Below are 14438 nucleotides of genomic sequence, written 5' to 3'. Positions count from 1 at the left end.
ATCAGCTGAATAGCATCAAGACATTTACCATTCAAAATTCACTCATTCAAAATTTACTCATTCTCTAATTCAATAATTAAAAAAAAGATATGAATTTAGAATTAAAAGAAAAAGTTATCGTGATTACAGGTGCCGCAAAGGGCATTGGTAGAGGTATTGCAGAAGTTTTGGCCCAAGAAGACGCCATTGCAGTAATTGTAGGCAGGAAAGCGGCCGATAATGAAAAAATTGTTGAGCTAATTGAGCAAAACGGTGGAAAAGCGGCTCAATTTGTGGCCGAATTATCGGAGCCCACAGAATGTGAAAAAGTAATTAAGGAAATTGTTGCACGGTTCGGCCGCATAGATGCTTTGGTGAACAACGCAGGTTTGAACGACGGAATCGGTTTAGAAAATGGCTCGTACGAGGGCTTTATGGCTTCTCTGCACCGAAACGTAGTACATTATTACCTGTTGGCTCACTATGCCTTGCCTCAACTGATCGAAAGTAAAGGTGCAATCGTAAATATTACTTCTAAAACGGGCGAAACCGGACAAGGAAATACTTCGGCTTATGCGGCATCGAACGGCGCACGAAATGCGTTAACAAGAGAGTGGGCCGTTGAGCTATTGAAATATGGTATCCGTGTGAACGCGGTTGTGGTTGCCGAATGCTGGACGCCTCAATATGCCAACTGGATTGAGACTTTACCAAATGCGGAGGAAAAATTAAAGGAAATTACCTCTAAAATTCCGTTGGAGAACAGAATGACAACTGCCGAAGAAATAGCCAATACAGTTGCTTTCTTAATTTCGCCAAAATCGAGCCATACTACTGGGCAAATTGTATACGTTGATGGCGGTTATGTGCATTTAGATAGGGCTTTAGCGAATGCATAGATAGTTTGCAGGTGGGCAATTTGCAATAGGCAATCAGCAATCAGCAGTGGGCGATTAGCAATAGGCAATTAGCAATGGGCAATAGACAATGGGCAATAGGCAATTAGCAAACAATTCAACAATTCAACAATTCACCAATTTCAACAATTCACCAATTAACCCGAGAACAATTATCATTAAATGAAAACCCTAACTTGTACCATCCCCGGAACTTTTGACTATTCGGAAACTGAAAAACCTGAATTGAAGAAAGATCACGCCATCATTAAAATAAAACGGATTGGCATTTGCGGAACCGATTTACACGCCTTTGAAGGCACACAACCGTTCTTTAATTATCCGCGTGTTTTAGGTCATGAGCTTTCTGGCGAATTGGTTGAAGCCGATGGCGCCGACGGTTTTGAGATAGGAGAGGCCGTTACTTTTATCCCGTATTTTAACTGCGGTAAGTGCATCGCCTGCCGCATGAACAAACCGAATTGCTGTGTAAACATGCAGGTCTGTGGCGTCCATGTTGATGGCGGCATGCGAGAATATTTGCAGGTGCCCTCAAAGACGCTCTTACATGGCGAGGGCTTAACTTATGATGAGCTTGCTTTGGTAGAACCCTTGGCGATTGGTGCACACGGCGTTCGAAGGGCAGATGTTCAACCGGGAGAGTGTGTGCTCGTAATCGGCGCCGGACCAATTGGCTTAGGAACAATGGAATTTGCCCGGATTGCCGGAGCAAATGTGATTGCTTTGGATATTAACGAAGACCGTTTGGCATTTTGTAAGGAAAAACTTAAGGTTGCACACGTGGTAAATGCGCTTAATGATGACGTAACCCAACAGCTTAGCGAAATTACCGGCGGCGATATGCCAACCGTTGTAATTGATGCAACGGGCAATCAGAAAGCGATAAACAACGCAATAAACTACATGGCTCATGGTGCCAGATTTGTATTGATTGGCCTTCAAAAAGGCGATTTGATTTTTAATCACCCCGAGTTTCATAAAAGGGAATCAACTTTGATGAGCAGCAGAAACGCAACCATCGAAGATTTTGAGCATGTCATCAAATCAATGAAAGCGGGCTCTGTGAACCCTACAAACTACATTACGCATCAGGTAAAGTTTGAAGATGTGAAAGATGAATTTGAAAGCTGGTTAGATCCTAAAAATGGAGTGATTAAGGCAATGGTGAAAATGGAGGAGTAGCTGATAAGTTCCCATCATTGCTGACTTTTGGACCGTCAGTTGAAACTGACGGCAATGAAGTGAAAGAGATTTCTCGGCTGCGCTCGAAATGACGACCTTTTCTAGTAGTTCTTCTCTAATAAACAACATCACTCTCATTGATCTTTTTGTACAAAAATTATTCTTCAGCATGACGATGTTCTGATTGAGGTTCATAGCCAGTGATGCCCTGTACTTCATTGCCGTTGACTTCAGTCAACGGTGAAATAACAATGAATTGACAAGCGGATTGCAAATTAAGCGCCTTGAGGGGATTCGAGGAACGGCTTAGCACCCTGTATTTCATTGCCGTTGACTTCAGTCAACGGTCATCTATATCATTTAGCAGGTAAATGAATTTCAGCAAGCATACACCGTGCGCTTCCACCACCATTTTGCTCAATAACATAAAGCGGGCTATAAACAATGCGGCAATACTTTTCAAGCACGGTGACTTGTTCTTCAGTAAGCGACAAATAAGCTTGTTCTGACATAACCAATAAACTTTCGCCACTTGTGTTGGCTACCTGCAACATATTTCCAGCGAAATGGTTCATTTGATCTAAACTGATAGCAATAATTTCCTTGCCTGTGCTCGTTAAACTCAGTGTTACTGCTAGTCTTTCTTCCTGATCAGGTATCGAATCTAAACAAACTACAGCAAACCGATCGCCTACGCACATCATCACATTGGTATGGTAAATTGGAAAATTTGCGCCATCAACTGCTTGAAATGATACAGGCTCGTAACCCGTAAGCATGCAAAAGTTATTTAACACCTCCTCATCCGTGCGAACGCTCAAACCTGCATAAGCGATTTTATGATCACGATCTAAAACCATACTTCCCGTTCCCTCTAAAAACGCATGTTGCTGCTCGTAGAAGCTGAGGTCGGCGACATGATTTACTTCAAATTTTTCTTTTAAGCCGTCGATGATTTCTTTTCTCCGTTCCAAACGACGGTTTTCCGAAAACATGGGGTAAAGGTAAACTGATCCGTCATCATGAAGTGAGATCCAATTATTCGGAAAAATAGAATCAGGTGTTTCAGGTTGCAAAGTATCGTCAACTACCGTAACATCGATATCGTTTGCGCTTAACAACTTCACAAACCCATCAAACTCCTTTAAGGCCCGATCCTGAACGTCGTTTTCGGTTGACGCTTCTTGAAATTTATTGTTTGCCGCTGTTTGTTCGTTGAATTTGAAATCAACCGGGCGAATCATTAAAAGGTGATTGGTTGTCTGCATTTAAGGTAAAAGCTAAAAGGCGTAAGGTTTAAGGTAGCACAACGCCTGAAATGATATTTTAGTTTTATAAGTTATTGGCGTGGTATAAGCACATTCGCCTTAAACCCTATACCTTACGCCTCAAACCTTACAAATTGTCTCTCAAAATTGGCAAGCTCATGCAATGGAAACCCCCACGGGCACGAGACAATTCGGCCGAGGGCATTAGAATTAAAGTATCCGTTATCGTTTCAATATCAGTTTTGCCACCTTCCAAATCCTGAATCAAATCCTTTACATCCACCACGTTAAAACCAGCAGCTTTAAAAGCCTCAACGGTTTTGTCGTTTCTATCGTAGCCTAAAACCACGCCCTCCTTAATAGCCAACAGATTGCAAGAATCCGTCCATTGTTCTCTCGAATCGTAAGGGAACATGTTGTTGCCACTATAAATAATGCGGGTAGGTTCGGTACTTTTCAAATCGTTTTGGCTAATATCATTTAATAAAGCCTCAACATGCTCAAAATGTTTGGGCTCCTGCGGATTTGCTTTTGTAAACTGGATGGCCGTGGTCGACTCCAGTTTCTCAGGCTCCTTTAAAAAGTTGATCGGCTCATACGGATTAAATTTAGGCGAGTGTGCAATGGAGTTTAAAATAACCCATGTGTTGCGTTTTACCTGAGTAAAAACCGTGTCTAAATGCATATAATCGCGTTTGCTCGGTATTTTTACTACCGTTACCTTTTCAACCACATCGTTATCAAACAGCAGTTTTATCGCTTCGTTAGCCCCGTGTTCAGATGTTCTTTCGCTACAACCAATTAAAACGTGGTTCGGGCTCACCATCATCACATCGCCACCTTCAAGCGTAGTGCTAAATGCCGGCTCATCTCCCGGGCGCAAAAAGTGCATCGTAACATCAGGAATCTCGAGTACGTTGTTTTGATAATCAGCAAACAGCGGATGATTAAAAAAAATGTACCGCATCAAAAGCGTTTCTCGTACTCGAGCTTTTTTTGCGGGTTTGTTTAATAAAATGTGGTTGTTGATGGTTGTGCCTACATCTCTGGTGAAAATTAAATTTGGTATTGGCGCAAAAATCATCGTGTCGTTGCGCAAAGTTCCAGAAATAAAAATTTCTGCCAGTTCTTTTGGGTCGGTGTTGGTTAACTCCAATTGCACTTTGTAGGTACAGCCCTCAATTGCGCAAACGGCAGCAACCAACTTTTTACGAATCGATTCATTTTCCAGTACTTCACTTAGCAGGTTTTGAATTTCGATTACTGAATCAGAATTGTGAAAATCGGGATGATTAGGTTTAAAGAAGCTTCGGTTTGCTTCATCAGAATCGATTTGAGCCAGTTTGCCCTTAATTTTTTCAGGATCCAGAAAATACATCAACAACTTGATATAGTAATCGTATTCTCCCTTACGGATGGTATCCAAGTGCACAATATCCTCAAAAAGCCAGTCTTGAGCCTTCGAAGGTACTACCTTTCCCAAGCCACTATCAGGGCTATGAATTAACAATTTTCGCAATCTACCGATTTCGGTATTAACGTTCACTCTGAAATTTGGATTCTGCTCGTTCATAAATAAGTTAGTTGTACAAAGCTATTAGATTTTTTTGAAAGTCGATTAGTCCGAAAGTCGATTAGTCCGAAAGTCAGGAAGTCGGAAAGTCCGAAGATATTGTGCGAAATCAAGTGCCAAAGATATAATGAATAGGAACAAGTGCTTTTACAGCTGGCTTCAGCACCCAAACCTCTGACCTCGGACTTTCCGACCCCGGACTCTTTTAAGCAAACTTCGGTCTTTCCGACCTCGGACTATTTTACTATTTTTACGCCATGAATTTTATTATTTCCGAAACACGGAAAGCTATTCTCGAGCTTTATAAAGAAGAGGTTGCTGAAAGTGTGATTAATATACAAGAGACCCGAAAAGAATTTGAGGGCCAGGCTACCATCGTTGTTTTTCCTATAACAAAGATTTCTAAAAAGTCGCCTGAGCGAACCGCTACTGAGATTGGCGAATATTTGATATCACACGTAGAAAATGTGACCAAATTTAACGTAGTAAAAGGTTTTTTAAATTTAAGCATTGCCGAAAGTTACTTTTTAGATCAATTTAATAATCAAATTTTAGCGCCAGCTTTTGGTACTTTCCCTTCAAATGGCAAAAAGGTAATGGTAGAATATTCTTCGCCAAATACCAATAAACCGCTGCACCTGGGCCACGTTAGAAACAATTTACTGGGCTACTCGGTGTCCGAACTGCTTAAGGCTTACGGCTACGATGTGGTGAAAGTTAATTTGGTTAACGATCGTGGTATTCATATTTGTAAATCGATGTTGGCCTGGCAAAAATGGGGCAACGGCGAAACGCCCGAAAGTTCTGGCTTAAAAGGCGATCATTTGGTTGGCAAGTACTACGTTATTTTCGATAAGGAATACAAAAAGGAAATTGAAGCATTAAAAGCCGAGGGCTCAACTGAGGAAGAAGCAAAGAAAAATGCGCCTTTAATTAGAGAGGCACAACACATGTTGCTGGCGTGGGAGCAGGGCGATGAGGCTGTAGTTTCGTTATGGAAAATGATGAACGAGTGGGTTTATGCTGGCTTTAACATCACGTATAAAAACCTCGGTGTAGATTTCGATAAATTTTATTACGAAAGTAACACCTATTTATTAGGGAAAGATACCGTTGACGAGGGACTGAAAAAAGGTGTTTTCTTTAAAAAAGAAGATAGCTCGGTTTGGATTGATTTGACTGCCGATGGCCTTGACGAAAAACTGGTTTTACGTGCCGATGGTACTTCGGTTTATATTACCCAGGATTTGGGGACTGCTGAAATGAAGCACGACGACTTCAAAATGGATGAATCCATTTATGTTGTTGGTAATGAGCAAGATTATCATTTCAAGGTGCTTTTCTTGATATTAGAGAAACTAGGTAAAGAATGGGCAAAGGGCTTGTATCACCTTTCGTACGGTATGGTCGATTTGCCAAACGGAAAGATGAAAAGTCGTGAGGGAACAGTGGTTGATGCCGACGAGTTGATCGAAAGCATGGTTGCAACCGCTCGCGAAAAAACGGAGGAACTGGGTAAAACAAACGATTTCCCAGAAGAGGATAAAGAAGAATTGTACAAAAACATTGGGCTTGGTGCATTAAAATACTTCTTGTTAAAAGTTGAGCCTAAAAAACGCTTGTTGTTCAATCCTGCCGAAAGTATTGACTTTCAGGGAAATACAGGCCCTTTTATTCAATACACACACGCCAGAATCAAATCGTTGTTGGCAAAGGCAGCGTACAAGTCCGAAATACAAAGTCCAGCTTCGGGACAGTTGCTTCCTGTAGAACTGGAAATGATTTTGCAGCTAGCCAAATATCCAGCCGAGCTTGAAATTGCAGCAAAAGCCTACAGTCCCGCAAGCCTCGCCAATTATTTGTACGAGCTGGCCAAATTGTTCAATAAATTTTATCACGAGATACCACCAATAGTTAAAACAGAGGAGGCAGATGTAAAGCAATTTCGATTAAACCTCTGCAAAAAAGCAGCAGATGTAATAAACGCCGGTATGTCGATTTTGGGAATTACCTCTCCGGAAAGGATGTAATCATCAGTTCTCACATCGGCAAAATGCCTTTAATGCATCGGACGGCCACTTAAACTCTTGTCGGTTCATCCGATGAATATTTTAAACAAAAAAGCATCGTTAGGTTAACCCAACGATGCTTTTGTCTTTTGATCGAGACCTGAAGTTAAATCCCCAGGTTTTCGCCTGCGTATGGCGATCGGCCGTCGAATTCGCGTTTATAATCCTTTGCCTTTTCCATCCATTCAGGCGCTTTTTCTTTAACATCATCCACTATAGATTTACCTGTAGCTGGATCTTTTTTAGTTAAATATTTGAAGCCCGCATAAACTGCGGCGCCTATTATTGCTGTTTTTAATAGTCCCATGTTGCTGTAGTTTTATATACTATTAACAGCAAATAGGTAACAAAGGTTTTGCTTAATCTTATTTTTTACTAGCTCAGTTCGTAAATCAAGCGTTCTCCTGGAGCTGCTAATCACTCAGCTAGCCTTTTTCGCTGCCGGGCTTAACCTCAACATTTCTCTTCCGCCTGAACTTGGCAAACGACATCGGACTTTTTGCCGGGCGCTCATCGCCAAACAAAATGCCCCATTGTTTAAACATCGTGGTGCGATCGAATATAATTTTTAGCACCGCAACAATAGGCAAGGCAAGAAACATGCCCGATACACCAGCGATGCTTCCACCGATAAATACCCCCAAAATTGCAAATAGTGCGTTAATTTTAACTTTCGATCCTACAATTCGTGGCATCAAAATGTTGTTATCCAAAAATTGAACCAGAGCAATTACACCGAGCACCGTAACCACTGGCCATAATTCTTGAGACGAGGTTAAGGTAAGCAGTACACCGATCAGGTTACCAATAAGGGCGCCCACGTAAGGAATCAGGTTTAAAATGGCGAAGATGACACCGATTAAAAGTGCGTGCTTTATTCCGATCAGCAATAAAATTCCACCTAGCAAAATCGTCATGTAAGTGATTTGGATGAGCAAACCGATCAGGTAGCTTTTTATGATAGATTCAGTTTCGTAAATGGCCTCTTTAACCTTCGGATGATCGTCGGCTTTAAACCACATAAATACAAAACGCAATAAAATATCTTTGTAAAATAGCATCAGGTAAATATAAATTGGCAATAAGCCGATAAATACGAAAACACCACTCAATGTAAGTGCAGCACCACCCGCCAAAGATGTTGCCATGTTCATAATGTCGTCGCTTTTGTCCTGTATAAACGCCTTTTGCTGCTTGTCGTCGAAATTTGTAATTCTGCTGATCCAATCGCTTAGCGAATCGATGTGCTGTTTTACGTTTTCCTTTATCTGGGGAAAATCCTTCACCAAAATTCCAATCTGGTGCGAGAAAAACCATACAATTAATGCTACAAAAACAGCCACAAGTAATATAGGCAATACGATCGACAGCGTTTCGGGAACTTTTCTATTCCTTAAGAAACGATATATTGGCAATAATACAATACTGATAAAAAATGCCATCAGTATCGGCATAATTATATCTCTGGCGATCACCATTACGGCAATCAAACCAATTAATCCTAAAAGTTCAATTGATCTTTTAACTGTTAGCGGCAAATTGTTCGTCATCTGTTTAGTATGGTTTGAGGTTTAAACACCATGTGGTTAAAAATGTTTTAAGGTAATAATTTCTAATCGGATTAAGGCTTCGTTAAGTAGTTAATATACCATATTCTGCCGATAAAAGCAGAAGAGTTTGATGCAGTGACGCTAAAATTTTAACCAGCTGGATAAAAATCAATATGGCCTGATAAAAAACACCTCCCCAAAGGGATGCCTTTGGCACTTGCCTCCATAACAAATTGGGAAGAACAGGGCAGTGCTGTCATTGAATATTTCAGAAGCTTAAGGGCTTTGTAGTTGCTACTTCCCTGCTAATTTAAGAGGCGCGGAGGTGGTTCGCTTGTGGTGCATACCGACCTTGCAATGACGACTCTGAACCCAACTCTTTATTTTTTTTAGAAACTCGCCTAAGCATCGCTACCGTTTATGTAGATTATTAATAAATTGGGCAATCACTCGCTTTTCCGTCAAAGAGTGTACCTTTGCTGCCGATTACACCAGGTTAATCCTTACTATTCATTTTTTATCTATGGGCAAATCGGCCTTTCGAACACATATTTCACTTTTTTTTCTTGGCGAATACTTTTCCGATGCGGTGCGAAATACCCTTTCGGTTGTGTTGCCCATCACCTTATTTTTTTATCTGGGTAAGCCCGAAGCCGCTACCGGCATAGGCATTGGGGCGTTACTAATCAGTTTAACCGATCTGCCCGATCATCGTGCTAACAAAGTCAAAGCCGCCATTTACAGTATTGCGCTGTTCTTTCTATCATCGCTCACTATGGCTGCCAGCCTAACGTACTTTTATCTCTCGGCAGCAATATTGATCGGTTTTGCTTTCGTTTTTTCCATGTTTACCGCATTTGGGGCCAGAATGGGCCTCATTGGTACAATGTGTCTTGCGCTGTGTACTTTCATTATTGGTGTACATCCAGCACATCCGTTTATGTTCAGCATATACGTTTTGCTAGGCGGGTGCTGGTACTATGCCTTAAGCTTAATCCAGATTCTGTTGCGACCGTATCGTCCGCTTCACCATGCTATTTTTGAATGTTTGATCAGCAGTGCAGCCTTTTTACGCTCGCGTGCCACACATTACGATCCCGAAATACCTCTTCAAAGTCTCCAGTCGTCGTCGATCAGGCTACACATCAGGGTTAACCAAAGGCACGAGCTAATCAGGCAGTTGCTTCTTACCGATAACCGGGCAATGCATCCTGAAAACAAAAAAGGACGAGTTTTACTAAAGCGGGCGGGCCTGATTATCGATTTATACGAACAGCTAAGCGCCGTGCACTACGATTACCAGTTTGTTCGCCAAATTTTACCAAAAAAAACGCTGATGATTATCGGGTTACTCATTAATTGTCTGGCCAACGAACTCGAAGTATTAAGCAGCGATTTCCGCAAAAAGAATGGCACAGGGCATTACGAAATGCCAGAATATGATGCATTGGAAACAGAACTTGCCGATTTAAGCGCCACGCTTTCGACGGTTCAACAGAACGTTGTGCTAAAAATCCAGGCAAATACCAATGCCATTGCGAAACTAATTACAAAAATGCGGGATAATCTGGAGTCTGGCGAAGATAAGTTTGTTCCCTTACAAGAAGATATTGCCTATCCGTTGTTTGTAGCGCACGAAAATACCTCCATCGCGAGCCAATTCTCGTTAGCATCGCCCGTGTTTCGGTTCTCGTTGCGCCTGGCACTTTCGTTTTTTAGCGCTTATGTGCTGCTATCGTTTTTTGCACCAAGCCGATACAGTTATTGGGTTTTTCTTACCCTGCTGATTGTCGCCCGTCCACGCTTTTCGCTCACCTGGAAAAGAAATGTGCAGAGGATTTTAGGAACGCTCCCCGGCATTGCACTCGGTTTAATTATAGTTTCTTTGGTAAAACAACCGGTTATTTTACTCTCGCTATCCGTAATCTTTCTGCTGGGTTTTTATGCTTTTAACCGATTAAATTACGGCGTTTGCGTAGCCTTTATAACTGCAGCGGTTATTTTAACACTTGGCAGCTACCACGGGCAGTTCGATCACATTATACAAGAACGCATTATTTACACGATCCTGGGCTGCTGCATTGCCATTTTGGCCAGCTACCTTTTTCCGGTATGGGATAGCAAAAAGCTCGAGAGTTATATTGCAAAAACAGCCAGGGCCACGGTGCATTATCTAAATATCGCTGTTGCACGTGCCAGCCAGGCGCACATTGACCCGACCACGGGTCGAATGGCCAGAAAAAACGCCCACCTTAGTTTGGTAGAATTATCAGATGCAATTGGTTCGGCAAGGTTGGAACCTGTTGGTGGCTCGATGGATTTTGCCTCGCTTAATGCCATCCAGTTTTCTATTTACCAAATTATGGCGCTAACCACATCCATTTATCTTAGTAAAGAGCAGCCGCAAGCATATCCACAGCTTCAAGAGGTGAACGCTATGCTGAAGCAAGTGGGGGTAACGGCCACAAATAAACAACAACCTGCCCAAAAGTTTACCATTAGTGATGATTATTTTAATAGCGACGGTGTGAGCAGCGTAAACCACAAGCTCGATGAAATTTTGAAGTTGAGCCAGGTACTTTTATTTCATTTAACTAAGTTAAGAAAGTGAGTAGTACTAAAAGGCTATTTTATAGCTGTTCAAAAGGAGGTAATTTAGCATTGTCATTTAAAAATGGCACTTCATATTTACTAGGGAGCATTTAGGCCAGGATTGGGTGAATGCTTTCAAAAGAAAGCTCTTAGAGCTCCATTAACATAAGCTTATTCGGTTCGGGAGAATAGAATAATTTAAAGAGCCTTTCGATATTGGAGAGGCTCTTTTTGTATAGTGCCATCCAGTATGGCAAGGCACGCTCGATCCGCATAAAACACATCATTTTTCGATCAAAAATAATTCATTCGTCTGTTATGCTATTTGTTTCAGAATACGAAAAAGATAAAATTTCGGGAAAAGCAAAAAAAATTAAAACAAATTATTCAAATTGCTGTCTACATTCTACATTACTCAAATTTTAGGTGATTTAAAACTTTGGTTAGTTGAAATCAGGAAAAGCTATCGTTTTTACGGTAGCTTTTTTTACAAAAATTCTATCTTATTTGTAGATTTAGGTTAGAAGATGTAAATTCATGCTAATAATCTGTTTTTCGTCCCCACTAAGTTATTTTTCATGAGAACAGGAATAGTGGTTTCTTATAATACAATTGAAAGAATCGGACTTATTAAAGATTCTAACAATCAAAAAATCAGGTTTTACAACGAAAATTCAGCGATCTTTTTCAGAAAGAACGATGTAGTTAATTATTCAGTAGCCCTTACCAATCATGGTTTGAGAGCCGTGAACGTAACTACCATCCTCGATGGCAACGGCGCAATCGTTAATCTCGACATCAATGTTAATTAGTATTTGAACCGCGTCCAATCAGCTGCTTTTTTGCGGTGGTACCAACCTGCACTTTAGCGGCAATTCACAATCTTTACCGCGGGCAGGAGAGGAGACAGTCAATTTCCATTACTGAGTGTGATTTTTAAAACAGACAGTTGAAGAAGTCTTATCTGCATTCTTTCTTCTACAATGCGCTTTACATCTTATCAAAATACACAAAATAATTGCTGATACTACAAAACAATTGCAAATGAATATTGTCTTTTCGATGTGTAACTCAAATTACGGGAACATTTGTTTTACAACTTTAGGAGGAATTGATTTCTCTTAGATTAAAAAGAAGAGCAGGTAGTTTAACTACCTGCTTCTTTATAACGCACACGCCCCATATTGAAAACGTGTGAAGGTTAACGTGGTGTAAATCACGGGAACGATATATGTGTCAACCTCGAATATCTTTATTTGTTTTGTTATGCAAACATAATAAGATTTTACCATTATATAATTATTCAGTTTGTTCAGCGCTACACGTTGTAGCTATTTTTGGCATTTTTAATGAACATGGCAACAGAAATTTTCAACGCCCACATCCCCTGGTAAAACATCGTTTGTATTCAACTTTGTGTCTATTTGTAGTATTATATATACTACGTTAGCTACCGTATTATTACCTTTTACTTAAAACTTAGTTAAAATTCATTTACTTTTGTCACAGTTAAATTAAATCAACGGGACGATTTAGATTTGAATTGTAGTCACTTGGATAAGTGTACTTAAAAAAGAGTTCATCTTTTTTTACAAGCCATAATGCGGGTAGTTTACTACCCGCATTTTTTATGACCCAAAAGTACTATTGCCGGCGGCAGTTTTTCTCAATAAGTTTGCATTGTAAAGTTAAATCAACGGGACGATTTAGATTACAAACCAACCTCTCAGGAATGCAGACAGCTAAACACTGGCTGCATTTTCTTTTTAAAACGCTACACAAACCCTTTCTGGCAAAAAGCCACTTCGCTGGCAAATTATACCGAAACGCCTGGCGTCTTCAGCCCAACAAAAACCCAATTCGCAAAATAGCAAGAATGTAAGTTTCAAGGCTATTCATTTTGGTCAGGCGTTAAATACCGTACTGAGGCAAACGTTGTTCTTGAATATTCGCTTTATCCGCTACCATTCCAGTTGAGTAAATGTATTATGCCTCGTTCAACAATTATTTTCGGCAATAACATAGGCTATATGTTGTTTCAGCGCACTTGCAAAGGGGTATAGCCCAAAAAGGCTATTACATTTCACCTTTATTGTGTATACTTTTGAGACTTCATATATTTTAAATCACGGGAAGATTTAGATTAAAAATTAACGGCTCTTCAGGATTGTTGACCTTTAATCAATTACGACGTATTATGCGCCACTAAATGCAGTTAGAAATTGAGACTAACTGCATTTTTTATAAAAGCTAAGTGCATTTCAGCGATTATGGTTCCTTTGACTTTGATTATTTGTTTTATTTAGTTAAATTGGGAGTGAATTGACGTTGAAAGCATGCATGCAAATCAATTGTATGTTATAAATCCAATCCGAATTTTTTACACATTTGATGAGCGCTTCAAGTTCATCAGAAAAATACTTCCCTAATTTAATCATTCTATGCAGTTCATCCCACTAAAAAGTGGCCGACGATTTTTGCAAGCTTGGTTACACCATTAATTTTATATGAAACCAGTTGACAATGATGTTGTAAACATGATTGTACGACGATTTTACGCAAAGGAAACAACAGTAAGCCTAATTTTACTGTGCCAATGATATGACCATGAAAATAAACTACTTATCAGCACTTTTTTATGCAACCAGCCTCATTTTTATGAGTACTACTGTTGTGGCACAGGTTACCGAACGGCAGCCAGTGAGTGAAGAATACGTACAAATGGAGGGTATAGATGGCGACAAAATAATCAAAGACCTGGCTAATAATCGCTATCTTTATAACAAGAGCCTGATTAGCCATACAAAGCAGCCTTTGGAGCTTCCGAAGCCGCAATCGATCATTGATGCTCAGGCAACAATTAACTTCGGCGGGTACGATTATGTTATCGTAAATAAAAAAGTAACACAGGTTAAGGGGCTTGTACTTTCTACCGCAACGCTTGCTTTGCTTAGCGACAAATTGAATCTGCTCGATCGTTTCCAGCACCGCTGTGCAGATAGGGTAAACGCCGAATATGCACAGCCCAATCGGAATCTGCAATACATTAAAACCCTCGATCGGCAGTATTTTTCTGCGCTCAATCAATTTACCGAAATTACACAGCATATTGCACAGTTGAGCAAAAAACGCAACGCTTCTATTACCATCGAATTGGCGCTCAGAAAAATTGAAGGTCCATCAAATGATGTTTTCCTTGCTAACAATAGGCAAGTTATGGTTGCCGAAGTTGCTCAAAAGTAGCAACCGCCTTTTGGTAAGCACCTGCCATTGAGCAATTCGCCCGATTACCTGGCCGTTCAATTGCA

At 40.5% G+C, this 14438-nt stretch carries 10 protein-coding genes; 6 read left to right on the top strand and 4 right to left on the bottom strand.

Translation table 11 applies throughout. The features are described 5' to 3' along the window. Positions 1 to 89 precede the first annotated feature (89 nt). Entirely contained in the window at positions 90 to 878 is a 789-nt protein-coding gene (locus tag IZT61_RS02665; RefSeq protein WP_196099658.1) for an SDR family oxidoreductase, read from the top strand. A gap of 180 nt (positions 879 to 1058) precedes the next feature. Next, positions 1059 to 2078 carry a zinc-binding alcohol dehydrogenase family protein gene (locus tag IZT61_RS02660; protein WP_196099657.1) on the top strand — a complete coding sequence of 340 codons (1020 nt, stop codon included), beginning with the start codon at positions 1059 to 1061 and terminating at the stop codon, positions 2076 to 2078. A 356-nt stretch (positions 2079 to 2434) separates the two neighbouring features. On the opposite strand, the gene ctlX is transcribed toward IZT61_RS02660, so the two are convergent. Together ctlX and IZT61_RS02650 are read right to left on the bottom strand one after the other, a co-directional pair. Continuing rightward, positions 2435 to 3346, bottom strand: coding sequence for a citrulline utilization hydrolase CtlX (gene ctlX / locus IZT61_RS02655; RefSeq protein WP_196099656.1), 912 nt, complete (start codon positions 3344 to 3346; stop codon positions 2435 to 2437). Positions 3347 to 3473: 127 nt separating this feature from the next. Further along, a complete protein-coding gene (locus tag IZT61_RS02650) occupies positions 3474 to 4919 on the bottom strand; it encodes an arginine deiminase family protein (protein ID WP_196099655.1) in 1446 nt (481 codons plus the stop codon). Between the two features lie 257 nt (positions 4920 to 5176). On the opposite strand from IZT61_RS02650, the gene argS reads away from it, so the two are divergent. Beyond that, positions 5177 to 6949, top strand: a complete 1773-nt coding sequence (argS, locus tag IZT61_RS02645; RefSeq protein ID WP_196099654.1) for an arginine--tRNA ligase — start codon at positions 5177 to 5179, stop codon at positions 6947 to 6949. 145 nt (positions 6950 to 7094) lie between these two features. On the opposite strand, the gene IZT61_RS02640 is transcribed toward argS, so the two are convergent. Next, positions 7095 to 7295 (bottom strand): YtxH domain-containing protein, encoded by a 201-nt coding sequence (locus IZT61_RS02640; protein WP_196099653.1) that lies wholly within the window; start codon positions 7293 to 7295, stop codon positions 7095 to 7097. A 118-nt stretch (positions 7296 to 7413) separates the two neighbouring features. Beyond that, the gene (locus IZT61_RS02635; RefSeq protein WP_196099652.1) at positions 7414 to 8538 is read right to left on the bottom strand and encodes an AI-2E family transporter; all 1125 of its coding nucleotides are present in this window, start codon (positions 8536 to 8538) and stop codon (positions 7414 to 7416) included. A gap of 523 nt (positions 8539 to 9061) precedes the next feature. Between IZT61_RS02635 and IZT61_RS02630 the strand changes: the two genes are divergently transcribed. From IZT61_RS02630 to IZT61_RS02620, 3 genes are all read left to right on the top strand, one after another. Then, the gene (locus tag IZT61_RS02630) at positions 9062 to 11149 is read left to right on the top strand and encodes an FUSC family protein (protein WP_196099651.1); all 2088 of its coding nucleotides are present in this window, start codon (positions 9062 to 9064) and stop codon (positions 11147 to 11149) included. 559 nt (positions 11150 to 11708) lie between these two features. Further along, complete coding sequence (locus tag IZT61_RS02625; RefSeq protein WP_196099650.1) at positions 11709 to 11942, top strand: hypothetical protein; 234 nt, start codon at positions 11709 to 11711, stop codon at positions 11940 to 11942. Between the two features lie 1789 nt (positions 11943 to 13731). Continuing rightward, on the top strand, positions 13732 to 14373 hold the full coding sequence (locus tag IZT61_RS02620; RefSeq protein WP_196099649.1) for a hypothetical protein: 642 nt from the start codon (positions 13732 to 13734) through the stop codon (positions 14371 to 14373). Positions 14374 to 14438 lie beyond the last annotated feature (65 nt).

The organism is Pedobacter endophyticus (assembly GCF_015679185.1).
GTDB classification, from domain to species: Bacteria; Bacteroidota; Bacteroidia; order Sphingobacteriales; family Sphingobacteriaceae; genus Pedobacter; species Pedobacter endophyticus.
This window is presented reverse-complemented; position numbering and strand designations above follow the sequence as displayed.

Bases quoted from the DNA above. Each gene is read 5' to 3' on its own strand.
- IZT61_RS02665 (WP_196099658.1), top strand. From the start codon at position 90: ATGAATTTAGAATTAAAAGAAAAAGTTATCGTGATTACAGGTGCCGCA.
- IZT61_RS02660 (WP_196099657.1), top strand. From the start codon at position 1,059: ATGAAAACCCTAACTTGTACCATCCCCGGAACTTTTGACTATTCGGAA.
- ctlX (WP_196099656.1), bottom strand. From the start codon at position 3,346: ATGCAGACAACCAATCACCTTTTAATGATTCGCCCGGTTGATTTCAAA.
- IZT61_RS02650 (WP_196099655.1), bottom strand. From the start codon at position 4,919: ATGAACGAGCAGAATCCAAATTTCAGAGTGAACGTTAATACCGAAATC.
- argS (WP_196099654.1), top strand. From the start codon at position 5,177: ATGAATTTTATTATTTCCGAAACACGGAAAGCTATTCTCGAGCTTTAT.
- IZT61_RS02640 (WP_196099653.1), bottom strand. From the start codon at position 7,295: ATGGGACTATTAAAAACAGCAATAATAGGCGCCGCAGTTTATGCGGGC.
- IZT61_RS02635 (WP_196099652.1), bottom strand. From the start codon at position 8,538: ATGACGAACAATTTGCCGCTAACAGTTAAAAGATCAATTGAACTTTTA.
- IZT61_RS02630 (WP_196099651.1), top strand. From the start codon at position 9,062: ATGGGCAAATCGGCCTTTCGAACACATATTTCACTTTTTTTTCTTGGC.
- IZT61_RS02625 (WP_196099650.1), top strand. From the start codon at position 11,709: ATGAGAACAGGAATAGTGGTTTCTTATAATACAATTGAAAGAATCGGA.
- IZT61_RS02620 (WP_196099649.1), top strand. From the start codon at position 13,732: ATGACCATGAAAATAAACTACTTATCAGCACTTTTTTATGCAACCAGC.